Source organism: Glutamicibacter sp. 2E12 (assembly GCF_050030965.1).
In the GTDB taxonomy this organism is placed as follows: Bacteria; Actinomycetota; Actinomycetes; order Actinomycetales; family Micrococcaceae; genus Glutamicibacter.
This window is the reverse complement of sequence record NZ_CP188297.1, coordinates 1,255,180-1,280,125: the sequence shown is the minus strand read 5'-3', so window position 1 is coordinate 1,280,125 and position 24,946 is coordinate 1,255,180. Positions and strand designations below refer to the sequence as shown.

General features: G+C 60.4%; 20 protein-coding genes and 3 riboswitches. Of the genes, 11 read left to right on the top strand and 9 right to left on the bottom strand.

From position 1 onward, the window contains the following. Window positions 1-96 precede the first annotated feature (96 nt). Together katG and ACP3TE_RS05900 are read right to left on the bottom strand one after the other, a co-directional pair. On the bottom strand, window positions 97-2,280 hold the full coding sequence (gene katG / locus ACP3TE_RS05905) for a catalase/peroxidase HPI (RefSeq protein WP_332488326.1): 2,184 nt from the start codon (window positions 2,278-2,280) through the stop codon (window positions 97-99). Window positions 2,281-2,383: 103 nt separating this feature from the next. After that, window positions 2,384-2,812 (bottom strand): Fur family transcriptional regulator, encoded by a 429-nt coding sequence (locus ACP3TE_RS05900; RefSeq protein WP_105657951.1) that lies wholly within the window; start codon window positions 2,810-2,812, stop codon window positions 2,384-2,386. Between the two features lie 664 nt (window positions 2,813-3,476). Here ACP3TE_RS05900 and ACP3TE_RS05895 point away from each other — a divergent pair. Beyond that, window positions 3,477-5,348, top strand: coding sequence for a BCCT family transporter (locus ACP3TE_RS05895; protein ID WP_426735758.1), 1,872 nt, complete (start codon window positions 3,477-3,479; stop codon window positions 5,346-5,348). A gap of 80 nt (window positions 5,349-5,428) precedes the next feature. Here the strand turns inward: ACP3TE_RS05895 and acs are convergent, their stop codons facing one another. The 4 genes from acs to ACP3TE_RS05875 form a co-directional block, all read right to left on the bottom strand. Further along, window positions 5,429-7,390 (bottom strand): acetate--CoA ligase, encoded by a 1,962-nt coding sequence (acs, locus tag ACP3TE_RS05890; protein ID WP_426735756.1) that lies wholly within the window; start codon window positions 7,388-7,390, stop codon window positions 5,429-5,431. Between the two features lie 76 nt (window positions 7,391-7,466). Continuing rightward, entirely contained in the window at window positions 7,467-8,231 is a 765-nt protein-coding gene (locus tag ACP3TE_RS05885) for an ABC transporter permease (RefSeq protein WP_404598735.1), read from the bottom strand. Between the two features lie 69 nt (window positions 8,232-8,300). Continuing rightward, a complete protein-coding gene (locus tag ACP3TE_RS05880) occupies window positions 8,301-9,323 on the bottom strand; it encodes an aliphatic sulfonate ABC transporter substrate-binding protein (RefSeq protein ID WP_404598736.1) in 1,023 nt (340 codons plus the stop codon). Window positions 9,324-9,408: 85 nt separating this feature from the next. After that, entirely contained in the window at window positions 9,409-10,230 is an 822-nt protein-coding gene (locus ACP3TE_RS05875) for an ABC transporter ATP-binding protein (protein ID WP_332488317.1), read from the bottom strand. A gap of 5 nt (window positions 10,231-10,235) precedes the next feature. Beyond that, window positions 10,236-10,337, bottom strand: a riboswitch (SAM riboswitch). Between the two features lie 267 nt (window positions 10,338-10,604). Continuing rightward, window positions 10,605-10,696: riboswitch (SAM riboswitch) on the top strand. 15 nt (window positions 10,697-10,711) lie between these two features. On the opposite strand from ACP3TE_RS05875, the gene ACP3TE_RS05870 reads away from it, so the two are divergent. Together ACP3TE_RS05870 and ACP3TE_RS05865 are read left to right on the top strand one after the other, a co-directional pair. Then, window positions 10,712-12,043: an acyl-CoA dehydrogenase family protein gene (locus ACP3TE_RS05870; protein ID WP_426735753.1), complete on the top strand. Its 1,332-nt coding sequence runs from the start codon at window positions 10,712-10,714 to the stop codon at window positions 12,041-12,043. A 57-nt stretch (window positions 12,044-12,100) separates the two neighbouring features. Next, window positions 12,101-13,504, top strand: a complete 1,404-nt coding sequence (locus ACP3TE_RS05865; RefSeq protein WP_332498882.1) for an LLM class flavin-dependent oxidoreductase — start codon at window positions 12,101-12,103, stop codon at window positions 13,502-13,504. Window positions 13,505-13,795: 291 nt separating this feature from the next. On the opposite strand, the gene ACP3TE_RS05860 is transcribed toward ACP3TE_RS05865, so the two are convergent. The 3 genes from ACP3TE_RS05860 to ACP3TE_RS05850 form a co-directional block, all read right to left on the bottom strand. Further along, window positions 13,796-14,902 carry an IS110 family transposase gene (locus ACP3TE_RS05860; protein WP_426734885.1) on the bottom strand — a complete coding sequence of 369 codons (1,107 nt, stop codon included), beginning with the start codon at window positions 14,900-14,902 and terminating at the stop codon, window positions 13,796-13,798. A gap of 203 nt (window positions 14,903-15,105) precedes the next feature. Next, window positions 15,106-16,929 (bottom strand): gamma-glutamyltransferase, encoded by a 1,824-nt coding sequence (ggt, locus tag ACP3TE_RS05855; protein ID WP_426735751.1) that lies wholly within the window; start codon window positions 16,927-16,929, stop codon window positions 15,106-15,108. A 215-nt stretch (window positions 16,930-17,144) separates the two neighbouring features. Then, complete coding sequence (locus ACP3TE_RS05850) at window positions 17,145-18,008, bottom strand: NAD(P)H-binding protein (RefSeq protein WP_332731004.1); 864 nt, start codon at window positions 18,006-18,008, stop codon at window positions 17,145-17,147. 283 nt (window positions 18,009-18,291) lie between these two features. Further along, window positions 18,292-18,381, top strand: a riboswitch (SAM riboswitch). An 83-nt stretch (window positions 18,382-18,464) separates the two neighbouring features. Between ACP3TE_RS05850 and ACP3TE_RS05845 the strand changes: the two genes are divergently transcribed. From ACP3TE_RS05845 to ACP3TE_RS05810, 8 genes are all read left to right on the top strand, one after another. Beyond that, complete coding sequence (locus tag ACP3TE_RS05845; protein ID WP_286134248.1) at window positions 18,465-19,271, top strand: methionine ABC transporter ATP-binding protein; 807 nt, start codon at window positions 18,465-18,467, stop codon at window positions 19,269-19,271. A 16-nt stretch (window positions 19,272-19,287) separates the two neighbouring features. Further along, a complete protein-coding gene (locus ACP3TE_RS05840; protein ID WP_105657960.1) occupies window positions 19,288-20,004 on the top strand; it encodes a methionine ABC transporter permease in 717 nt (238 codons plus the stop codon). A gap of 43 nt (window positions 20,005-20,047) precedes the next feature. After that, complete coding sequence (locus ACP3TE_RS05835) at window positions 20,048-20,920, top strand: MetQ/NlpA family ABC transporter substrate-binding protein (protein ID WP_105657961.1); 873 nt, start codon at window positions 20,048-20,050, stop codon at window positions 20,918-20,920. 94 nt (window positions 20,921-21,014) lie between these two features. Continuing rightward, window positions 21,015-22,232, top strand: coding sequence for an acyl-CoA dehydrogenase family protein (locus ACP3TE_RS05830; protein WP_426735748.1), 1,218 nt, complete (start codon window positions 21,015-21,017; stop codon window positions 22,230-22,232). A gap of 2 nt (window positions 22,233-22,234) precedes the next feature. Further along, entirely contained in the window at window positions 22,235-23,653 is a 1,419-nt protein-coding gene (locus ACP3TE_RS05825) for an NtaA/DmoA family FMN-dependent monooxygenase (protein ID WP_426735746.1), read from the top strand. 104 nt (window positions 23,654-23,757) lie between these two features. After that, entirely contained in the window at window positions 23,758-24,174 is a 417-nt protein-coding gene (locus tag ACP3TE_RS05820) for a CoA-binding protein (protein WP_426735744.1), read from the top strand. 10 nt (window positions 24,175-24,184) lie between these two features. Next, window positions 24,185-24,604 carry an MmcQ/YjbR family DNA-binding protein gene (locus ACP3TE_RS05815; protein WP_105657964.1) on the top strand — a complete coding sequence of 140 codons (420 nt, stop codon included), beginning with the start codon at window positions 24,185-24,187 and terminating at the stop codon, window positions 24,602-24,604. 4 nt (window positions 24,605-24,608) lie between these two features. Further along, entirely contained in the window at window positions 24,609-24,932 is a 324-nt protein-coding gene (locus ACP3TE_RS05810; RefSeq protein ID WP_105657965.1) for a putative quinol monooxygenase, read from the top strand. The last annotated feature ends 14 nt before the right edge of the window (window positions 24,933-24,946 follow it).

Sequence of the window (24,946 nt, the reverse complement as noted above, 5' to 3'; positions counted from 1 at the left end):
GGCAGTTCCCGCATGAAACAAGTGCTGGGCTGCTGCCTCCCTTGCGGGAAGCAGCAGCCCAGCACTAATTGCTACGGGCTTGCAGCCCAGCAGCTGCTACTTGCTGCGCAGTTCGAAGCGATCTGCGTCCATGAGCTTGGCCCAAGCGGAGGCGAAGTCATTGACGAACTTCTCCTTGGCATCATCCGAAGCGTAAACCTCGGCCAGTGCACGCAGCTCGGAGTTGGCACCGAAGACCAGATCCACGCGGCTACCGGTCCAGCGGCCATCGGTGGTGGTGTAGGTCTGTTCGTCAGCGGACGGGGTCCATTCCAACCCCAGCTCCAGCAGGTTCGCGAAGAAGTCGTTGGTCAACGCGCCTGGGGTGTCGGTGAAGACGCCCAAGTTGGAGCCGTCCCAGTTATTGCCGATGACGCGCAGTCCACCGAGCAGTACGGTAGCTTCCGGTGCCGAGAGGCCCAGCAGATTCGCGCGGTCGATCAGCAAGTACTCGCTAGGCAGCTTGACGAAGCCCGAGTCGTAGTTGCGGAATCCGTCGGAAACTGGTTCCAGCCATGCGAACTGGTCAACGTCGGTTTGCTCCTGGGTTGCGTCTACGCGGCCCGGGGTGAATGGAACCTCGACCTGCTGGCCAGCTGCCAGGGCTGCCTGCTCGACTCCGACGTTGCCGGCTAGGACAACGACGTCCGCGAAGGAAGCCTTGATCCCGGAAGTGGCGTTGAAGTTGTCAACAATCTCTTCCAGCTTGGCAATTACCGGCTTGAGCTGTTCAGGCTGGTTCACGCTCCAGGAGACCTGTGGTTCCAGGCGGATGCGGCCGCCGTTGACGCCGCCGCGCTTATCCGAGCTGCGGAAGGTCGAAGCGGCCTTCCAAGCCGTGGATACCAGCTGCTGGACGGTCAGTCCCGAATCGTTGATCAGGGCTTTAAGTGCGGCAACTTCAGTTGCACCCAAGGTGGTCTGCGGAGCTGCTGGCAGTGGATCCTGCCAGAGCAGGTCCTCAGCAGGAACCTCTGGGCCGAAGTAGCGGGACTTCGGGCCCATGTCACGGTGGGTCAGCTTGAACCATGCGCGGGCGAAGGCGTCTGCGAACTGGTCTGGGTTCTCCTTGAAGTTCTTGGAGATCGGGCCGTAGACCGGGTCGAAGCGCAGGGCCAGGTCGCTGGTAAGCATGCGTGGCTCGCGGTGTTCCAAGGTCTCGAATGCAGGCTGGACCAAGCCGGCTCCGCCATTGTTGACCGGGCGCCACTGCTTGGCGCCTGCTGGGGATTCGAACAGTTCCCATTCGTAGGCGAAGAGGATGTGGAAGAACTCGTTGTCCCAGCGGGTTGGGTGGTAGGTCCAGGTGACTTCAAGACCCGAGGAGACGGTGTCCGCGCCCTTGCCGGTGCCGTGGCCGTTCTTCCAGCCCAGTCCCTGCATTTCGAGCGGAGCTGCTTCTGGATCCGGGCCGATCTTGTCATCGGCATGCGCGCCGTGGGTCTTGCCGAAGGTGTGGCCACCGGCGATCAGCGCGACGGTCTCCTCGTCGTTCATGCCCATGCGGCGGAAGGTTTCGCGGATGTCTACGGCCGAGGCCAGCGGATCCGGATTTCCGTCAGGACCCTCAGGATTCACGTAGATCAGGCCCATCTGCACTGCTGCCAGAGGAGCATCCAGGTCTCGCTTGCCGGTGTAGCGTTCGCTGTCCAGCCAGACCTTTTCAGGGCCCCAGTAGACATCGTCATCTGCTTCCCAAACGTCCTTGCGGCCGCCGGCGAAACCGAAGGTCTCGAAGCCCATGTCTTCCAGAGCCACATTGCCAGCCAGCAGGATAAGGTCGGCCCAGGAAATCGACTGGCCGTACTTCTTCTTCACTGGCCACAGCAGGCGGCGAGCCTTGTCCAGCGAAACGTTGTCAGGCCACGAGTTCAGCGGAGCGAAGCGCTGCTGGCCTGCGCCGCCGCCGCCACGGCCGTCGTGCGAGCGGTAGGTGCCTGCGGAGTGCCAAGCCATGCGGATGAAGAACGGGCCGTAGTGGCCGAAGTCTGCTGGCCACCAGTCGTGCGACTGGGTCATGATTTCGGTCAGGTCGGCTTTTACTGCCGACAAGTCGAGGGCATTGAAGGCTTCAATGTAGTCGAAGTTCTCGTCCAGCGGGTTGGAAACCTGCTGGTTCTTGGCCAGAATCCTCAGATTCAGCTTATTCGGCCACCATTCGGTGTTGGCATTGCCCTGGGTAGGGTGAATTCGACCCGCGCCGCCAACTACTGGGCACTGACCTGCAGTCATCTCAGACATGTGCTCTTTCCTTCCGGATTGTTTAGGGTTTATCTGGTTTTATCCATCGCACAGCAGCTGCGCTGATGACGATGGCAAATCTAGGGGTTTACTTAGACAGCAACTATGCGTTCGCAGCCTGGCAACCCGGGCAGGTGCCCCAATAGATCACTTCGGCTTCATCAATGCTGAACCCGTGGTCATTGGAAGCATGCAGGCACGGGGCGCCGCCGACAGCGCAGTCGACGTCCGCCAGCTTTCCACACTGGCGGCACACCACATGGTGGTGATTGTCGCCAACGCGGGCTTCATAGCGGGCGGTATGGCCCTGTGGCTGTATCTGCCGAATGACACCCAGCTTCGTGAAGAGCCTGAGTGAATCGTAGACAGCTTGGTGCGACACATTGGGGTGATCTTCACGGACAGCCGAAATGATGGTTTCGGTATCCGCGTGCGGGTGCGCTGCGACGGCGGAAAGTACCGCAACGCGCGGTTGCGTGACCCGCATCGATGCCGCCTTCAGCACCTGCTCGATCCCTGCCTGTGATGTCATGTACCCAGCATGCCTGCTTATTTTGAATCAGTCAAGATAAGTTCCAGTGTATTTCACGTTAAAAGTTGGTGGACCCCGGTTCGCTGGTTGGATCAATGGCTCATTAGTAAGTATTCCGTAACCGACATGTTCAGGCATGACGTGCTTCCGGGGAGAAAAATTGCGGAATCATAGAGATTTCACCAGGAATAGGAAAGGCAATAATGAGCGATTTTGACTCCAAGAATATTTCCGGTCATTTGATGATTTCGCGGGGGCAAGGAGTGGAAAACTCCATGGGGCGAGGAAGCTCACATAGATGGTGATGCCAGCGTAAACAACGTGATCCTGGGGCGGCGGAGGTCCGAAAATGGCGAGAAATCAAGGAACAGATTTGACCCTTGATGAGATGTCGACCATGCTGGAAAAGGCCCATTTTGGGATTTATCGTGTCAAATTCGTGCTAAATCGGGTCAACTCGCAGAAATAATTCGCGGGATATCAGCGGAGAATAGCTGTTTCTTTCAGGCTGCTCCAACGCTAGATTTAGACACAACGGACCGACACCCGAAAAGCAATTCGCAATCAATCACACTGCATGGCGATCGTTTACTCGAGAGGCGATGGCTCGGCAGATTCCGCCCGGATCTTCTCCGCGGGATCTCACCAGTGAAGGAAGAACGCAATGAAGCAGACGGATCAATCAATCGTAGACCTCGTCGAGGAACTGCATTCAGTTCGTCACAGACGACCTAAGAAGTACTCACTTTCCGGTACGGATTACTGGGTATTCGGAATTGCCGGCGTTCTAGCGCTGGCATTTATCATTTGGGGTTTCGCTACCCCGGAAGGGCTGGGCAAGGCCTCCAGTGCGGCCCTTGATTGGGTTATCACCAACACTGGCTGGCTTTTTGTCATCGCTGCCGCGGTTTTCGCGGTCTTCGCCATCGTCGTAGCGGCCAAGAACTTCGGACGCATCCCGCTGGGCAAGGACGGCGAGACGCCAAAGTTCTCCACGGTCTCGTGGATCTCGATGATGTTCGCAACCGGCATGGGCATCGGCTTGGTCTTCTACGGCGTAGGCGAGCCGCTGTACTTCTACATGTCGCCTCCTCCGGGAACGGTGGAAGGTTCCACCAGTGATGCCCTGAGCACCGCCATGGGCACCACGCTCTTCCACTGGACCCTATTCCCATGGGCCATGTACGCCATCGTTGGCTTGGGCATGGCTTACGGCAGCTTCCGGCTGGGACGCCCCCAGCTTTTCTCAGCCATGTTCAGCTCGATCTTCGGCGACCGCGCCATCCATGGTTGGGGCGGGCGCACCATCAATATCCTGGCCATCATCGCCACCCTCTTCGGCTCGGCTTGTTCGCTGGGTCTGGGCGCATTGCAGATTGGCGGCGGCATCCAGGCCATCGGGATGATGGAGAAGGTCGGCTCCGGCGTTCTGGTTATCATCATTGGCATTCTGACGGCATTGTTTGTCGCTTCTGCCGTTTCCGGCATCGAGCGAGGTATCCAGTGGTTGTCCAACACCAACATGGTATTGGCATTGATCATCGCATTGATCGTTTTCATTGGCGGCCCAACTCTGTTCATCCTGAACGTCATTCCCAATGCCATTGGCGCTTTCATCGGCGACTTGCCGGAGATGGCTTCGCGTACGGCTGCCGGCGATGGCGCAATGTCTGATTGGCTGTCCTCGTGGACTGTCTTCTACTGGGCATGGTGGATCTCTTGGAGCCCATTCGTAGGCTTGTTCATCGCCCGCATTTCCCGTGGCCGCACTATTCGCCAGTTCGTCACCGGCGTGCTGCTCGTTCCATCCAGTGTCACCCTGATTTGGTTTGCAATCTTCGGCGGTGGCGCAATCGGTATTCAGGAACGCGCTGAACGCTCCGGGGAAACCGGGGAAAAGCTGGCCAGCATTGTTGACGGCGTACCAGATATCGACTTCGATTTGATCCTCTTCGACATGCTTGGGCGCCTCCCGCTGTCGGGCTGGATGGCTACCGTGCTGATGGTCGTCACCGTGCTGCTGATTGCAATCTTCTTCGTGACCGGCGCAGACTCGGCCTCGATCGTGATGGGTGCGCTCAGCGAACGCGGCGCTGAAGAGCCATCCAAGAAGGCCGTGATCTTCTGGGGCGTGGCCACCGGCGCTGTGGCCGCGGTGATGCTGCTGGCTGGCGGCGATCATCCGGCGGAGGCATTGACCGGGCTGAAGAACATCACCATTGTTTCGGCGCTGCCATTCGTGATTGTGATGCTCCTGCTCTGCGTGGCGTTGTGGAAGGACCTGAGCAAGGATCCGCTGGTGCTTCGCGGCAAGGTGGCTCGAAAGGTCCTGGAGCAGTCCGTGGGCCAAGCGGTTGACCGCCATGAGGGCAGCCAGTTCAGCTTGATGACCACCGAAATTCCTTTGGTCAGTGCCGAGGGCAAGGCCTCCGAAGGGAAGCTCTTCGCCACCGAAGCCGCCGCTGACCCGGTGCAGGACGGCAAGAACACTGCGGCCGATGGCCAGAGCCAGAAGCCAACGACCGGGGATTCCTAACCGGCAAATCAAATGAAGCTTCTTCCCCCGCCGGGGAAGAAGCTTCATTTGTTTAACCCCAAGGGGCCTGGGAGCAGCGATTAGCCGCGCGCGCGGCAGATCGCGTTGATCTCCGGAATGCACGGCTCATTCTGCAGGCTCGTTGTGTCGCCGAGCGTGGTGCCCTCGAACAGCTGGGTGAGCAGGCGGCGCATGATCTTGCCCGAACGGGTCTTGGGCACATCTGGAACCAAGACGATTTCCCGCGGCTTGGCAATCGGGCCGATCTGCACCGCGACGGTATTGCGGAGTTCAGCAATGAATTCGGCCTGCCGTGCAACGAGCTGCTCGTCAGGCGACTCGGCAACCAGGGTCTTGTCCAGCGGTACCACGAAGGCAGTTGCAGCGTGTCCGGTCTTGGAATCCGGGGTGGGGCAGACGCCGGCTTCCACCACGCCGGGGTGGGTGACCAATGCCGATTCGATTTCAATGGTGGAAAGCCGATGGCCGGAAATATTGATCACGTCGTCGGTGCGGCCCAGGATGTAGATATCGCCGTCCTCATCGAAGCGGGCACCGTCGCCAGCCAAGAACCAGCCCTGCTCTACGTATTGTTCCCAGTAGCTGGTGTAGTAGCGCGTCGGGTTGCCCCATACGGTACGGGCCATCGACGGGCCAGTGCGCGTGATGACAATATTGCCCTGCTGGTTGGCCGGCACGCTCAGGCCGCCATCGTCAACAATGTCCACCGAGATGCCCGGCAGCGCGCGTGCGGCGCAGCCTGGCTTGAAATGTCCATCGGTCGGCAGGGGGGAAAGCACGGTCGCGCCGGATTCGGACTGCCACCAGGTGTCAACCATCGGCAGTCCTGCTTCGCTGTCCCGGCCGATCTGCTGGCGGAACCATTTCCATGCCTCGGGATTGACGGCTTCACCCACAGTGCCGCCGATCTTCACCGAGGACAGATCGTATTGAGCGGGGATGCCGTCCGGGAACCAGCCCATCAACGAGCGGACCAAGGTGGGAGCGGTGTAGTAGCTGGTGACCTTGTAGCGTTCAATGACCTCGAAGTGGCGGCCCGGGTGCGGGGCGTTGGGGACGCCCTCGTAGATTACCTGGGTGACGCCATTGGCCAACGGGCCGTAGATCTCGTAGGTATGCGCGGTGACCCAGGCGAGGTCGGCGGTGCACCAGTGCACGTCCTTGGCGCGCTGGGATTCGTCCGGGTTGGCGAACAGCAGGTTGTAGCTGGTGGCCGCCTGCGTCAGGTACCCGCCGGTGGTGTGCACCAAGCCCTTCGGCTGGCCGGTGGTTCCCGAGGTGTACATGATGAACAGCGGTGTTTCCGCATCGAATGCCTGCGCGTGGTGCTCGGTGGACTGGGTATCAACCACCTCATGCCACCAGATGTCGCGGCCTTCGGTCCACGGGATTTCGTCGCCGGTGCGGCGGATAACCAGGACCTTTTCGATTTCGTTCTCGCCGGCAACGGCCGCATCGGCGTTGCCTTTGACCGGAACCGAAGTGCCGCGGCGGAACTGGCCGTCGGTGGTGACCAGGACCTTTGCCTTGGTGTCCTCCACGCGGAACCTCAGCGCTTCGGCGGAGAACCCGCCGAAGACCAGCGAGTGGATGGCGCCGATGCGGGCGCAAGCCAAGGTGATGACAATTGTTTCAATGAGCACCGGCAGGTAAATGACCACGCGGTCGCCCTTCACCACACCCAGGGATTCCAAGGCGTTGGCTGCCTGGGAGACCCGCTCCTGCAAATTCTTGTAGGTGACGGCTACCCGGTCTCCGGGCTCGCCTTCGAAATACAGTGCGACCTTCTGCCCGCGTCCCGCAGCTACATGGCGGTCGGCGCAGTTCACTGCGGCGTTCAGCTTGCCGCCGAGGTACCAAGAAATTTCCGGTCCGCGCTTGGCATCCGGATCGGCCGGAATGATGCGGCTGGTGGTGTGCCACGGGATGTCCCAATCCAAGAGGTTCGCCGCTTCGTCCCAGAATTCCTGGCGTGCTGCCTCTGAAACTTGAGTTGAGGTTGTTGCCAATTCGGTGGTCATCGCAAACTTTCTTTGGTGAGGGGTAGCTTTGTCAGCGGGTACTAGCGGGTACTAGCGGGTATTAGCGGGTCCGGTTTCAGGTCCAGCGCTTGATAGCCCAGCGTTCTGCTATCGACAGCAGGGCATCGGTGATCTTTCCAAAGACGGCCAGCAGCACGATGGTCATGATCAGGCGGTCCAATCGGCCGTTGTTCTGCGAGTCGGTGAGCAAGAAGCCAAGGCCCATTGACGCGCCGAGGAGTTCGGCTGCGACCAGGAAGAGCCAAGCTTGGGCTAGTGCCAAACGCAGGCCGGAGAAGATCGAAGGGACCACTGCGGGCAGCTGGACGGTGCGCAGCAGCTTCAATCCCTTCAACCCGAAGGAGCGGGCTGCTTCGACCAGGTGGGCATCGACATGGCGCAACGCCAAGGCGACGGTGGTAAAGACCGGGAAGAAGGCACCAATGATCACGAGTGTGACCTTGGAATCTTCACCCATTTTCATCCAGAGCACCAGCAGCGGAACCCAAGCCAAGGAAGGGACTGCACGCAGGGCGCTGATGCTCAGTCCCAGAAATGCATCTGCCAATTTGGACAGTCCGACAAGCGCACCCAGCGCCAAGCCCAGCAATGATCCGAAGGCGAAACCGAGAAGAACACGCTGAGTGGAGATGCCGATGTGCTTTCCGAGTTCGCCATCCTGGAAGAGCTCAATGGCAGCAGAAACCACTGAACCCGGAGTTGGCAGTGTCCACGGAGCAACGATTCCGGTAACGGTGACAAATTGCCACACAGCCAGGGTGGTCAGCGGCAAGACCAGCGCAAGCAGCCATTTCGGGGCACGCAGGATCGTTGCGGCCATGCTGGCCTTCTGCTTGGCAGGTGTTTGGCTTCCGCGGGTTCCAGCCACGTTAGAGGGACTCATGGCTGGTTACTCTCCGGAGATCTTTGTTGCGTCTGCCTTGACGGCAAACTGGTCATCGATGAGGGTTTCCAGAGCTTCATCAACGGATTCCTGCTCCGAGACATCGCCGCTAGCGACCAGCGTGGGAGCAATCTTGCTCAGGACTCCAGTGAATTTGGCGTCGGGAACTGCCGGAACGTCCAGATTGGAGCGTTCCTCAATGACGGTGGCAGCAACTCCTGGTTCGAGCCCTGCTACGTCGGCCAGGATTTCTGCGGTTTCCTCGGGATTGTCAGCTGCCCAGCCACGAGCCTTTTCGTAGGCATCGACAACGAGCTGGGCGAGTTCGGGGCTCTGCTCAATGAAGTCTTCGCGAGCGTTCAGCGCACCGTAGGTGTTGAAATCCAAGTTCCGGTAAACCAGTTGCGCGCCGTCTTTTTCGGCAGCGGCCATGATCGGATCCAAACCGCTCCAGGCATCAACCGAGCCGTTGGCCAGGGCGGTACGTCCATCGGCATGCTGGAGGTTCTGCAGCTTGATGTCAGCTTCACTCAAGCCCGCGGATTCCAGCGCCTGCAGCAGGAAGAAGTATGGGTCGGTGCCCTTTGTAGCGGCCACGGTCTTGCCAGCGAGATCTTCAACGGACTCGATTTTCGAGTCCTTATCCACTACCAGGGCCGCCCATTCCGGCTGCGAATACAGTGCGATGGTCTTGATGGGTGCACCGTTCGAACGGTTCAGGAGCGCAGCGGAACCGGCTGTGGAACCAACATCGATTGCGTCGGCGCGAAGAGCTTCATTGGCCTTGTTGGAACCAGCGGACTGGATCCATTCGACATTTACGCCCTGCTCCTTGGCGGCTGCTTCCAACCATCCCTTTTCCTTGAGTACCAGGCTCAGCGGGTTGTAAGTGGCAAAGTCGATGGACAGGGTCTGACCATCCGAGGAGGCTGTAGCGTTTTCGCCAGCACAGCCGGTCAGGGCAACTGCGCCAACGATCAAGGCGGCGGCGGACAATGCAGTGCGGCGGGTGAGACGGTTCAAAAGCATGGAGAATCCTAGAATTGTGCGTGCAAGCGGTGTAGGTGAAAAGGCAAAGGGGACGAATGGTTCGGGACCCACGGCGTGGCCGGGACTAATGGTTGGTTGGGTCGACGCCGAGCAGGCGCAATAGGTGCAGGCGATCTGCAACGAACTTTTCATCGGTATGCCGGCGTGGATGCACAGCTGAGATGGACAGATCCTCGATGACGCCCGCTGCACTATGCCCAGCGCCTCGCCCCAGAACAATCACGCGGTCAGCCAAAGTCAACGCCTCGTCCACATCATGGGTCACCATGAGAACAGTGGTGGGGAACGATGCGTGAATCGAGAGCAGCAGATCCTGCATCTTCAAGCGTGTCAGCGCATCGAGGGCGCCGAAGGGTTCATCAAGAAGCAATACACCCGGGCGCCGAGCCAGCGCGCGAGCCAGCGAAACCCGTTGCGCCATGCCTCCGGAGATCTCGCGTGGGCGCAAGCTGGCTGCATGGCTCAGACCGGTCAGCTCGATCAACTCATCGATCAGCGAGTTGCCGGCGCGCTTATCGGTTTCCGGTGCCAGGCCCAGTGCAATGTTCTGGCGAACCGAGCGCCATGGCAGCAGCCGGGGCTCCTGGAAGGCAACGGCGCATAACTCGTTGATGCCGGTGACCTCGCGGGTGCCGGTGCGGATGGTGCCGGTGGTGGGGTGGTCCAAGCCCGATACTGAACGCAGCAGCGTGGATTTTCCGCAACCGCTGGCTCCAAGAATGGCCACGACTTGACCTGCTGGAATTTGCAGGTTGATATCGGTCAGAACGGTGCGGCTTTCCATCTTGGTGGTGAAGGTTCGCGACACGTTGCTGAACTGCACGTCCAGGGCGCTTGAAGCTGAGGCAACGGGAGCTGCCTCGGGCGCTGCAAAGGAAAGAGTCATGTTCATCTCCATCGTTCCTGGCGGTAGCACCGGCCTGCAGAGCAAAACTCCAAAGGTGGTTGCTGCGGCGTCGTGGAGCCAGATCTCTCGGCCGCTCGGGATGGTTACGTGTCCATTACAACGAGTCGAACGATTTGAACGCAAATCTTGCGTAATATGAAAAAATCTTCGACAACTACGTCACATTGCCCAGAAATTTCGTTATTTATTTTATTGCAGGCCGGTTTGCTCGACATTAAGCAAAACTTTGCAACTCATCTTCGGCAGGACGCGGATTAGGCTGTGAAATTTGAAGATGGGCACTGCCGGCACTGGGACGAAATGTGACTTCGCGGGTTGGAAACGCCGGTTTATTACCGTTACAAATGAATTACGACCCATCCAGAGCGGCTGAGAGATCTGGCTCCACGACGCCGCAGCAACCACCCCAATAGCGGGACGGTGCTACCGCCAGGACCGATGGAAAGAATTGAGAACCCTGATGCCTATTGGTGAATCGCACAATGCCCTCGGACTGGACTTCAACCAGCTCAGTGACCCTTCGCAGGCCACCACAATGGACCTGGACAAGTTTGAAGAACAGCTGCCGACCAGGCAATTGCTGAAAATCACCCCCGGACCAAGTGCGGATGAGCAATACGACCGGCTGGCCGAAATTTTCCGTCCCGTTTTTGCGCAGATCGCCGCGACAGCCAAGGACCGCGACTTGAACCGCGTGCTTCCTTTCGAGCAGGTAGGCCTGCTGAATCGCGAGCGTTTCGGTGCGCTGCGCCTTTCCGTTGCCGACGGGGGCTACGGCGCACGGCTGGTGGATGTCTTCCGTCTGCTCATCGAGCTGTCCGAGGCGGACTCCCACGTAGGCCAGCTGTGGCGTGCGCATATCGCATTCGTCGAGAACGTCTTGGCGCTGGAGGACGAAGAGCTGCGCAAGAAGTGGGTCGCTCGCATCGCTGCCGGGCAGATTATCGGCAACGCCTACACCGAACGCGGTGGCAACGCCCTGGGCACCTTGAACACCAAGGCCAGCACCGTGGACGGGCGCTGGGTGATCGACGGTGAAAAGTACTACTGCACCGGCACCATTTTTGCCGACTGGACCACCGTTGCCGTGGCCCACCCGGAGCTCGCCGGCCGCCAGATCGCCGTGGTCTCCACCCAGCGCAGCGGCGTCAAGATCCTCGACGACTGGGATGGGTTCGGCCAGGGCCTCACCGGAACCGGCACTACCGAATTCCACCAGGTCCCGGTGGATTGCTTCATGCCGCAGCAGACCAATGACTCCGAAGCGGCGATCTTCCAGCTGGTGCTCATGGCCGTGCAGGCAGGCATCGCCCGCGCCGCATTGAACGACCTGCGTCACGCGGTGCAGGCACGCACCCGCATCTTCACCACTGGAACCGGGGTGCCGGTATACCAGGAACCCCAGGTCCTCCAGCTGGTGGGCGAAGTTTCCGCGGAGTCCTTCGCTGCCGACTCCGTGGTGATCGGCGCAGTCCTTGAAGTTGAAGCCGCCTTGGGCGATCCGGGACTGAACGACGAGGAACGCTACGCCGTATGCGAGCTGGCCGCCAACCGCGCGCAAACCGTGGTGCAGCCACTGGCCATCGGCGTGACCAGCAAGCTCTTCGACGCACTGGGAGCCTCTTCCACCAGAAGCGGCTGCAACCTGGACCGGCATTGGCGCAATGCGCGCACCATCGCCACCCATAACCCGGCGATCTACAAGGCGCGCATCGTCGGGGACTACGAGATCAACGGGGTCCAGCCGCAGCGGCTGTCCGTCACCGGCGAAGATTCGACCCAGCGGGCTTGAGGGCCTGCGACGTAAACCAGCAACTTTCCACGATTACCGACCTATGGGGGCAAAGCCATGAGCGAGAACAAGCGCGAGATCCTATTCAACGCATTCGACATGAACTGCGTGGTGCACCAGTCGCCGGGCCTGTGGCGCCATCCGCAGGACAAGGCCTCGACCTACAACACCCTGGGCTACTGGACGCACCTGGCCAAGGTGCTGGAAAAGGGGAAGTTCGACGGACTGTTCCTCGCCGACGTGCTGGGCACCTACGACGTGTACAAGGGCACCAACGTCACCCCGCTGGGCTCCGGCGCCCAGGCACCGGTCAACGACCCGATGATGCTGGTTTCCGCCATGGCCGCCGTGACCGAGAACCTCGGCTTCGGCGTCACCGCGGGCACCGCCTATGAGCACCCGTACGCTTTCGCCCGCCGCCTGGCCACCCTGGACCACCTGACCAACGGCCGCGTGGGCTGGAATGTCGTCACCGGCTACCTTCCCTCGGCCGCCCGCAATATGGGCCAGGAAGACCAGATGGAGCACGACGAGCGCTACAACCACGCCGATGAGTACCTCGAGGTGGTCTACAAGCTGCTCGAAGGCTCGTGGGAAGACGACGCGGTGCAGAATGACAAGGCCACCGGCGTCTACACCGACCCGGCCAAGGTGCACCCGATCGAGCACGAAGGCAAGTACTTCAAGGTTCCGGGCATCGCCATCACCGAGCCGTCCACCCAGCGCACCCCGGTGATCTACCAGGCCGGCGCCTCCAAGCGCGGCACCGAGTTCGCCGCGTCGAACGCCGAAGCGATCTTCGTCAATTGCCCCACCCGCGACCTGCTGAAGGAAGCGGTCAGCAAGATCCGTGACGCTGCCGAGGCCGCCGGGCGTGGCCGCTACGACATCAAGGTCTTCGCCATGCAGACCATCATTACCGCCGAAACCACCGAACTGGCCCAGGCGAAGTTCCAGGACTACAGCTCCTACGTGGATATCGAGGGGTCGCTGGCACTGCTGTCCGGCTGGACCGGCATCGACATGTCCGTCTACGGCCCCGACGATGTCATCGGCGACGACGTGAAGTCCAACGCCATCCAGTCCTCGGTGGAAACCTTCAAGAAGGCCAGCGGCGATACCGGCAAGCCGTGGACCATCCGCCAGCTGGCCGAATGGATCGGCGTGGGCGGATTCGGCCCGGTCTCCGTCGGTTCCGGCGCCGAGGTAGCCGAGAAGCTCATCGACTGGGTGGAGTACACCGACGTGGACGGCTTCAACCTCGCCTATGCTGTCACTCCGGGCACCTTCGAGGACATCGTCGAGTACGTGGTTCCCGAGCTGCAGGCGCGCGGGGTCTACAAGACCGAATACACCGAGGGCTCGCTGCGCCACAAGATGTTCGGCGCCGGCGACCGCGTGAAGGACACCCACCGCGCAGCCCGGTACAAGATCTCCAACCGGATGGCCGCGCAGGCCTGATATGTGCCCGTAATTGTCAAGTAGGCATGGGTTAGCACCCGCTCGGCTGGATTGCCGAGCGGGTGCTTTTCACCTCCCTGATCGACCCGGTGGTGCGGCGTGTCTTGGTGACGCGTGGTCAGTCTGACATACGCGGGTTGGTTACCGCATGACCCTGTTTCGGCGAGAGCAACCAGCTTGTCTAGGATCGAGCGTGGCACCTCTTGGGATGCTGCTCATAGGCCTTCCGCTGATGCGCTCTTCACGCTGCATGCTCCACTTGGCATGATATGAGAGGCGAGTCTTGCAGAATTATTCGTCCATCACGGCCAATGACCAGCACCAACCGGCAAGTTCACGGGCAATCGCGGTGCACGCGACGGTGTGCTTCTTCTTGTGGCTGGCCAGGGTATTCCACCGCTGGTTCAGGCGCCGATTCCCGGCATCGCCCCGTGCCGCTGCCTGGGCCGATGCCTTGGCCCACCGGTCGGTCATGGTTTTCCCCGGCTGGTACCGCGGTTTGTGATGCCATGCAGCCTCGACGAGCAGCCGGCGGGCATGGGTGTTCCCGGTCTTCGTGATCCCGCCCAAGGACCTGCTGGTCCCCGAGGAATATTCGCTGGGCACCAGGCCAAGATAGGACGCAATGGTGCGGCCGGTGAATCGATCCCAGTCACCGAGCTCGACTGCGAGAGCGAACCCGGTCAGGGTGTTGATGCCACGCAGGCAGCACAGCCTGTTGGTCACGGCAGTGAACTGGGATTCGGCAGCCATCTTGCTGATCTGCTCATCGAGCCGGTCACGCCGGGCAAGACCGAAAGTGGCCGCATCGAAGGCAGCGTCGAAGGCCGCTAACGTTCCGGTGCCAAGGCTCGCGAGCTCGTTCTTCCTGATACGCCGCAGCCATGCCTCATGCCTGGAGCCCCAGCACGTACTGCCGTCATAGATGAAGCTATGGCGCAGCAGGAGCTTCGAGAGCCGATGCCTGCACATCATCAGCTCAACTCTGGCGTCCTCGCGTGCTCGGACGAGGTCTCTGGCGGATTCCTCGGCGAGCGTCGGCACGCGCACTGCCACGAGTTCATCGACTTTGATCAGTCGTGCCAGCAGCAGGGCATCGCGGGCATCGGTTTTGACCTTGTCCCCGGAAGGGCGCAGGAGCTTCGACGGGGCCGCGACGGTCACCGGGTAGTGCATGCCCGCGAGGGTGCGTGCGAGGCTGAATCCGGTAGGACCGGCTTCGTAGGCGACCGCGACGGGTCCGTGGTCGGCAGCGATCCCGTTGATCCATGTCGTGACGGCTTCGTTCCCGCCGGGGAGTTTCGCTTCGAGGACTTCACCCGTGCGGGTGTCGAGGGCTGTTGCGCGGATGGATCGTGCGTGCACATCCAGTCCGATCGCAGTACGCTGGGTAAACATCAGGGCCTCCGCTGCATGTCGGCATCCCCGAGCCGTTCTCGGGGATGATCCACGAATCTGCACCGTGAGGCCCTGATCCGCAAGAGGCCTGGCGAAAAAACCTCTTACTCATAGGGTCTAGGGGCATCGCCTGCTAGCGCAGCAGACAGCGGCCCCCGGCACCTTCGAATGAAGTTGCCGGGGGCCGCCGTCTGCCTGCGGGCCTATTCGGTTGGCTGCAGCACCATGGCTGAACCGCCGCCGCGCCTCGTGGGCTCGGCCGCGGCGGTGAGTGTGCCGTCGGCAGCGATTTCCACCGCTTCAACCGCCCCGATTTCCGCCTGCGGAGTGAAGGAATCCCCAGCTGGCGCGAGCTTGTGCCCGAAGGCTTCGAGCGCCGAACCATGGACTTGGATGAACTCCGGTTCCGCGGTGACCACTGCCGTATTGCGCTGGGAAGCACGTGGAGCGGCGATGGCTTCGCTGATGTCCATGCCCAGATCAATGCGGTTCACCAGGGTCTGCAGCACCGTGGTGATGATGGTTGAACCACCGGGGGAGCCGATGGCCAGCACCGGCTCGCCGTCCTGCAGGACAATGGTCGGAGCCATCGAGGAACGCGGGCGCTTGCCAGGTTCAATGCGGTTCGGATCCTGCGGGTCGTACACCGTGGAGAAGTCGGTCAGCTCGTTGTTCAGCAGGAAACCGCGATCGGGGACCACCATGCCCGAGCCGCCGGTCTGCTCGATGGTCAACGTGTAGGAAACGGCATTGCCCCAACGGTCCACGACCGACAGATGGGTGGTGGAGATGTTCTCCGTATCCTGCTCCACTACCGGTTCGCTGGTGGCCGCAGGGCATTGGCCATCATAGTTTTCCAAGTCGCCCGGAGCGACCGGCTTCGTTGCGGCCTGATCCGGATCAATGGCGCAGGCACGATCCGCGCCGAATAACTTGTCCGTCAAGGTCCGTGTCGGGACGCTGGTGAACGCGGGGTCGCCGACGTACTTGCCGCGATCAGCGTAGGCGAGCGCAGTTGCCTCGAAATAATGATGCAAGGCATCGGGTTCTTCCATGGCTGGCAAATCGAATTCGCCCAGAATGTTCAGAGATTCGCCGATGGTCGTTCCGCCACTGGAAGAAGGAGCCATGCCGAAGACGTCGTAGCCCCGGTAGTCCACCTTTGTCGGTGCCTGCTCCACCACTTCGTAGCCGGCCAGGTCGGCGGTGCCCAGCTGCCCTGCGGGAACCGGGAGGGTGGTGTCTTCGCTCTTTGGCGGCGCCTGTACCGTTTGGGCGATGTCGGCAGCCAGTTCGCCCTCATAGAATCCATCAATGCCTTGCTTGGCCAGCATCCGGTAGGTGTGTGCGAGATCCGGATTCTTGAAAATGCTCCCGACTTCCGGAGCATCTCCGCCGGGCAGGAACAATTCGCTCGTGGAGGTGAACGCGGCGAACCGTTCCTTGTTGTCCAGGGTCTGCTCGCGGAACGTCTCGTCGATGACAAAGCCGCGTGAAGCGATCTGGGTTGCCGGCCGCAGAACCTGTTTCAGGTTCTGCGAACCCCAATTATCCAGTGCGCGCTGCCAGGTGGCCACTGTCCCGGGCACGCCTACTGCCACACCACTGGTGACCAGTTCCGGGGTGAAGTTATACGGTTCGCCGGTTCCAGGATCGATGAAGGCATCATGCCCAATGCCTGCCGGGGCGGTTTCGCGGCCGTCGATGGTGCTGACCTTGCCCGACTTCGCATCGTAGTGCATGAAGTATCCGCCGCCGCCAATGCCTGCGCTATAGGGTTCGGTGACGCCCAGTGCCGCCGCGGTTGCCACAGCCGCATCGACAGCGTTGCCTCCCTTGCGCAGGATTTCGATGCCGGCAGCGGTGGCTTCCGGATCGACCGACGAGACTGCGCCTCCAGTGCCGATGGCGGTCGGGTCCTTCTGGGTGTGCCGTGGTTCGGCGCTCGCCGGAAGCGCTGAGAAAGCTCCCAGGCCCAAGGCGATGGCTGCCGCGCAGGCAACTGATCTTAAACGTACTCGTGGCATGCTTTGATCTCCTCTGCAGGTGGGGATGAAGTATGCGCAAATTTACGGGAGCGGGAACTCGCCGCGCGGTTGTGACACGCAGCACCATGGGTTTGCGCGGCAATTTCGGCATTGCCGCGCGAATATTCCGGGTTGTGACGCGTTAAAGCGGCGGGCAGGCACCGCGGCCTCGATCGCCGCCAATGCCTGCCCGCTGGAACCCTAGTGCACCTGGGCTACTTGTCCAGGTTGTCCTTGATGACTTTGCCCAAGGAAGCCGGGGCGCGGCCGATCAGCTGAGCCAGCTCCCCGGAGTCCACTTCCAGCGCTCCTTCTCGAATGCGCATGTCGGTATCGACGAGGATGTGCGCGAACGGTCCGGGGACGCCGGCATCAGCGTAGATCTTTTCCAGTTGCCCTGGATCCATTTCCTGGTAGGCGATGTCCTGGCCGGCGGCAGCGCCAACCGCGCCAGCAAGCTGGGCGAGGGTGAATGGCTTATCGCTGCCCAGCTCGTAGATCCTGCCGTTCTGGTCCTCCTCGGAAAGCAGCACGGCCGCAGCGGCATCCGCATAGTCTGCACGGGCGGCAGCGCTGATCTTGCCATCGCCGGCGGCACCGAGCACCGTGCCGCTGTTGAGGTAGCCCATCAGCTGGTCGGTGTAGTTCTCGATGTACCATCCATTGCGCAACAGCACGTAGTCGATGCCGGATCCGGCCAGCAGCCGTTCGGTGGCGATGTGCTCGTCGGCGAGCTTCATGCCGCCGGACAGGGCGTTGGCAATTGAGGTGTAGGCGATCAGCGAGACATCCACGTGCTTGGCCGCGTTGATGACGTTCTCATGCTGGGCAACGCGCTGGCCCACCTCGCTGGCCGAAATCAGCAGCAGCTTGTCTATGCCTTCGAGTGCGGACACGAGAGTTGGCTGGGCGTTGTAATCGGCAACGCGGGTTTCCAGGCCTTTGCCTGCCAGTGGTTCCAGCTTCTGCTCGGAGCGGCCAATGGCGACCAGATCACCGGCATTCGCCCCGCGCGCCAGCAGCGCGTCGATGACTAGATTTCCAAGCTGTCCGGTGGCACCGGTAATTGCGATCTTCATGGGGTCCTCTCGTTGGTCTGCATCTGCTACAACCACCGTAGGCATCGCTGAATTCCCCACCCAAGATTGCTGGCACAAGCCAGCGAGAGATGGGCAGAAACTGCAAGGCTTTCGTCACAAAGAGGGGAAGTAGCGAAATGTGTCAGATTGCTACGTGGATTATTGCGTGATTTCAGCGTGGATCCGTCCGGACTATGACTTGATGACGCCGATTGAAGTAACGTTTGCCGGCCTGCGGGCGTGGACTCCAGACTTGAATTGTTCGGCTCGTACAACCGAACGCACACCATCCAGAGCGACTGAGAGATCTGGCTCAACGACGTCGCAGCAACCACCCGAGAGGGAGCGGTGCTACAGCCAGAACCGATGGAGTACTTTCACTTCGCGACGGAAAATCTGTGGAACGCAGATGATTTTCGCGAAGTGCGCTCCGCATAACCAAGCACCAAGGGAGCGATGATGATTCGTCTTGAAAACGTAACGACCGCCTTCGGCAAGGGCCAAGATCAATTCACGGCCGTCAAGGATGTCTCGCTGGAAATCCAGGCCGGAACCATCCATGGAATTATCGGATTTTCCGGTGCAGGAAAGTCAACGCTATTGCGCAATATCAATTTGCTGCAGCGTCCCACGTCGGGCCAGGTCATCGTGGATGGCGTCGAACTGACCGGGCTCAGTGAAGGAGACCTGCGAAAGCAGCGTCATGAGATCGGGATGATCTTCCAGCACTTCAACCTGCTGAACAATCGCACCGCGCAACAGAACGTCGAGCTGAATCTGAAGTTCGCTGGTGTTCCGAAAAAGCAACGCCGTGAACGTGCGCTGGAAGCGCTGTCCATAGTGGACCTCGCTGACAAGGCTGCCGCCTATCCAGGACAGCTTTCGGGCGGCCAGAAACAGCGCATCGCCATTGCCCGCGCGCTGGTCACCGAGCCCAAGGTCCTGCTGTGCGATGAGCCAACCAGTGCCGTGGATCCTAGAACGACAACGTCGGTGCTGCAATACCTCAGTGACATCAACGCCAGCCTTGGCATCACCACAGTCATCGTCACCCACGAGATGAACGTTATTAAGGCCATTGCCGACAAGGTTTCGGTCATGGAAGACGGAGCGGTAGTTGAAGAGTTCGCCCTGAGTTCGTTGCGAGAACCAGGCTTTGAACCAGTGACGCCAATCGGCCGCTACCTGATCAGTGACGAACTCACGCTTAACCGCCAGCCAAAGCAGGACCAAGCCGTCGCTGCCACCGTAGCCCGCGTATAGAGAACCTGGATTACCAATGAATTTCACGTCAGTAGTGCTAGCCACGAGCAACGGCAACGCAGCAGCTTTCAGTTTTGACCGCATCATCGAACTTGCCCCGGAAATCTGGGTCGCCATGGCGCAGACCTTTGCGATGCTGCTGGTTTCCATCCCGATCGCGATTCTCCTGGGAACCCCGCTGGGCATTTGGCTTTACTCGATGTCTCCCAACGGTTTGCGCCCACGTCCGCGACTGCACCGAATCGTTGACGGGCTGGTCAATACAATCCGTTCCTTCCCATTCCTCATCCTGCTGATCGCCATCATCCCGTTCACCCGATTCGTTGTGGGAACTACCATTGGCACCGCGGCGGTTATCGTTCCGCTGACCATCAACGCGATCCCCTATTTCGCCCGGTTCGTGGAGCAGAACATCAGCCAGCTTGGCAATGGCGTTGTCGAAGCAGCACAGGCCATGGGCGCCACCCGGGGACAGATCATCCGTGAAGTGCTGCTGATCGAAGCCAAGCCTGCACTGCTGTCTTCCATCACCATCATGACCGTCAGCTTCATCTCGTATTCGGCCATGGCCGGACTGGTCGGCGGAGGCGGTATCGGCGACTTCGCAATCCGCTACGGCTACTACCGCTATGAAACCGGAGTCATGCTGCTAGCCATCGTGTTGATGATCCTGCTGGTGCATGCAGTTCAGTTCGTCGGAACTCGGCTATCGCGCGCCGCTGACAAGCGCTAAACACAAAACCCGCTCAACTCGCATTTCAGCAAAGGACAACACCATGGCATTCTCTCGCCGCACCTTCTTAACTTTCACCGCCGGCTCCGCCGCACTCCTCGCGCTGGCTTCTTGCGGCCTGGCAGGTGGACAGGCCGCCGGCACCGGTGACAAGACCATCAAGGTTATTGTCACCGAATCTGCCCCATCGCAGGAACCAACCAAAATCGCACAGAAGCTGCTGGCCGAAAAGGGCTGGACTCTGGAGGCTACCTATGTCACCGACATCGTGCAGCCGAACCACGTGGTGTCCAATGGCGAATACGATGCCAACTTCTTCCAGCACGGCGCTTACCTGGAACAGTTCAAGAAGGATCAGAACGTCGACGTGGAGCCGGCCTTCTACATGTACAGCTCGCCTGCCGGCGTGTATTCGAAGAAATACGACGACATCAAGGACCTGCCCAACGGTGCGACCATCGCACTGCCTGTGGATACCGCCAACAACGGACGCGCGCTGGCCCTGTTGGATAAGGCCGGTGTCCTGAAGGTAGCTGAGGGCAAGAGCGTGATTCACTTGTCGCAGAACGACATCCTGGAGAACCCCAAGGGCTTCAAGTTCGTTGAGGTAGATCAGCAGTCGCTCTCAAAGACCCTGCCTGACGTGGATGCCGGGTTCCTTTTCGCCCGGCTCGGCGCCGAGATCGGACTGAACCCGAAGGACGCACTGCTCTTTGAAGAGGAAGAAGAAGCGCTCCCGTACATCAACATCATCGGCGCAAAGCCAGGGTTTACGGACACCGAAAAGGGCAAGGCGCTGGAAGAGGCCTACCACTCCGATGAGGTGCGCGAATGGTACGCGAGCTACCTCGACGGTGCGTTGGGCACTCCTTGGGACCGCGATCTCGAAGCGGACTTCGCCACCTGGAATAAGTAGGCCCTTGGCCCCACGACGCTGAACTTCGGCGTTGTGGGGCTCCACATTTTCCGACTCCTTTACTCAAAGTATCGACGTTCTGCAGGGAGAACCCATGACGATGATCGCCGCGCCCGCAATCGAAAGCCGCTACCAGGAACTTCTGGAGCGATTCCAAGCGGTCTTTGCCAGAATTGCTGAAGGAAGCTGTGAACGCGAGCAGCAGCGCATCCTGCCGTTCGAGCAGGTGCAGTGGCTCAAGGATGCCGGTTTCACCACGCTGCGCGTGCCAGAAAGCCATGGCGGTTCGCCTATCAGCCACGAGCATCTGTTCCGCTTGCTGATCGAGCTGGCCGCGGCGGACTCGAATGTGGCGCACCTGCTGCGCAGCCACTTCTCCTTCGTCGAAACCATCTCCCTGCAGTCGGCAGAGTTCCAGGACCGCTGGTTCCCGCGTGTGCTTGCCGGGGAAATCTTCGGCAACGCCGCGACCGAGCGTGGCGGCAATGCCCTTGGCACCACCAATACCAAACTGGTCCGGACCGGGCAAGGCTGGGTGCTGCGCGGCGAGAAGTACTACACCACTGGCTCGATCTTCGCCGATTGGGTAGTGGTCATGGCGACCACCGACGGGATTGAGGGGCGCCAATACGCCATCGTCGATCGCCATGCCGAGGGCGTGGAGATCCTTGACGACTGGGATGGCTTCGGCCAGCCGCTGACCGGTACCGGCACCGCGATATTCACTGACGTTGCGGTGGAAGAAGCCAATATCATTCAGCGCAAGATAGCTTCCACCCTCGAACCTGCCTTCTTCCAGCTGTGCCTGCTCGCCGTACTGGCAGGTATCGGCAAGGGGGCCCGCAATGCCGCAGCAGGCATCGTTGCCAACCGCACGCGAACCTTCAACACCGGCTCCGGTGCGCTGTTCAAGGATGACGTGCAGATCCAGGAACTTGTCGGCCGTTTGGCGGCCAATGTCTTCGCTGCAGAGAGCATCGTGGTCACCGCAGCCCGGGAACTGGATTCGGCGCTCGACGAGGATCTGGGTTTGGACCCGCAAGCGGCCTACCTGCGCGCAGAGCTTGCCGTCCAGCAAGCCCACGTGGCCACGCCGAAGCTGGTCCTGGACGCCACCAGCGAGCTCTTCGACGTCACCGGGGCCTCGGCGATTTCGACCTCCAAGTCGCTGGACCGCTTCTGGCGCAATGCCCGCACGGTGGCCACCCACAATCCGGTGGCCTTCAAGGCACGCTCGGTGGGGGACTACTTCATCAACGGCACCATTCCTACTGGTTTGAACTCGATCGGCGAAGCAAAGGCAGGAAAATAATCATGGGTACTTTCAACGAACGCCCGCGCTTGCTGCTTTCGGCCTTCTTGATGAACACCTCTAGCCACATCCTTGGCGGAATGTGGCGCCACCCCGAAGCGCAGCAGCATCGGTTCCATGAACTGGGCCTATGGGTTGACTTGGCCAAGAAGCTGGAAGAGGCCAAGTTCGATTCGCTGTTCTTCGCTGACGTGGTTGGCCTTTACGGCGAGCATGAGGGTGGTTGGGCATCGCACGTACGAAAGGGACTGCAGGTCCCCAGCCATGATCCGCTGGTCCTGCTTTCGGCATTGGCCGCCAGCACCAAGGACATCGGCCTGGCGATGACCAGCTCGGTCATCCAATCCCATCCATTCCAGTTTGCCCGGCAGATCTCCACCCTGGATCATCTCTCGCAGGGGCGTGTGGCCTGGAATATCGTCACCAGCGTACTGGAAAATGCGCACCGCAATTTCGGCGGGAAAGAACTGGTCGGGCATGATGACCGCTACGGTTGGGCCGAAGAATACGTGGACGCCGCCTACAAGCTGTGGGAGGGCTCCTGGGAAGAGGATGCCTTGCTGGCCGACAAGATTTCCGGAATCTACGCAGATCCGGCCAAGGTCAACAAAATCAACCACCGCGGCGACTACTACTCCATTGACGGTCCGCACCTGGCACTGCCAAGTGCCCAGCGCACCCCGTTCCTGTTCCAGGCTGGTTCGTCGGCACGCGGTTCGCAGTTCGCGGCCACTCACGCCGAGGCGACCTTCCTCTTTGCCCCGCACGCACAGTACGTGGCGAAGAAAAATGCCCAGCTGATCGAGCACCTGGCTGCTGCCGGACGCGGCCGCGATGACATCAAGGTCTTTGCCGGCTTGTCCTTCCTCGTCGGTTCCACCGAAGCTGAAGCCAAGGCATTGGAAGCCGAATACGAAGAGTACCTGGACTTGGACGCCATCATCGCGCACATCGGCGGCGGTATCGGAGTGGATCTGGGCGGACTGGATCTGGATACCCCGATCGGCCAGATCCAGACCGAGGGTGCGCAGGGAGTACTTGAAGCAGCCCGGGCTTCGGTGCCCGGCGGCAATCCGACCCTGCGCGACTTGGCCTACTACCGCGCCAAGGCACAGCAGATTTCGGGGACCCCGGAACAAATTGTCGATGAGCTCGAACGCTGGCAGGATGCTGGTATCGATGGCCTGAACGTGATGAATCATGTTCTTCCCGGCTCCTACGACAACTTCATTGAAGGAGTGCTGCCCGAACTGCGCCGCCGTGGCCTGGCCCAAAGTGGATATGCAGAGGGCAGCCTGCGCCAGAAGGTCTTTGGCCGTGGCGATTACCTGCCCGCGCATCATCCGGCGGCTAAGCACCGCGGGGCGTTCTCGCAGAACAGCGCGGCAGCCACTGGGAAAGCGGTTCAGCTGCAGCAGTGAATTCCGAACGCTTGGAAGGCCAGCGGTGTGAGCGGTTCCTGCCAATTGGACGTACTTCAGTACCTGGACGCCAAAAGTGCCAGCAACGCGGTATCGTGTCGTGCATGGACACGCAGCACGTAAATAATTCGGCAACAATCCGCAGGCTGTTGAGCACGCCTGGACGCTGGGCGGTTGTCGGGCTGACCAACAACCCAGCTCGCGTAGCTCCGACCATCGCCCGTTTCCTGCGTGATGAACTGTCGATGCAGATTATTCCCGTGTCGTTAGGCGCGGAAACTGTAATGGGCGAACCGGGCTTCGCGAAGCTTGCTGGCATTCCAGGCCCCATTGACGTGGTGGATTGCTTCGTGAACTCTTCCAAGGTGGGAGACATCGTTGACCAAGCCATTGCCGTAGGAGCGAAGGCGGTGTGGTTGCAGCTGGGCGTCATTGACGAAGCTGCCGCCCGACGGGCCAAGGATGCGGGACTGGACGTAGTAATGGATACCTGCCCCAAGATCGAGTACCCATTTCGCTAGCGAGGCATTGATGGCAACAACAGCTGGGCAAGAAGAATTGGAAAATGCGTGGGCGCAGCTGTGCCTGCGCATGCCGTGCGCTTACGCCGATTACCCCTTCGGCCCTGACAGCACCGTATTCAAGGTGGCGGGCAGTGATCCGGGCAAAGGCAAAATATTTGGGCTGCTCATGCACCTGCAAGGCGAATTAGTGCTGAACCTGAAATGCGAACCGGCTCTGGCAGACCAGCAGCGCAGCGAGCATCCGCAGATCACCGCGGGCTATCACATGAATAAGAAGCACTGGAATTCGGTTCGTGCAGGACTCGACCCGCAACTGATGGGCGAGCTCATCGAGGATTCATACGATTTAGTGGTCGACGGCATGCCCCAAAGGGATAAAGAATACATTCGTTTGCAAGGCGCAATTAACAAGGGAACCCTAGACTAGAGACATGTACTTCATCGTTGTTAAATACCAAGTAAAGCCAGAATCCACCCCGAACTTCATGGGCCATGTCGCTGAATTCACCGCGGCAACCCGCGCCGAAGAGGGCAACATCTTCTTCGATTGGTCCGTGAGCGTCGAAGACCCCAACGAATTCGTCCTGGTTGAGGCCTTCCGCGATGACGAAGCCGCGGCAAACCACGTGAACTCCGCCCACTTCGCAGCCGGTCTTGAGTCCATGCGACCACACCTGGTCTCCACCCCGAAGATCGTTTCCCGCAAGGTAGACGGCGAAGGCTGGGATTCCATGGGCGAACTGGTCATCGACTAAGTTATTGGGACAAA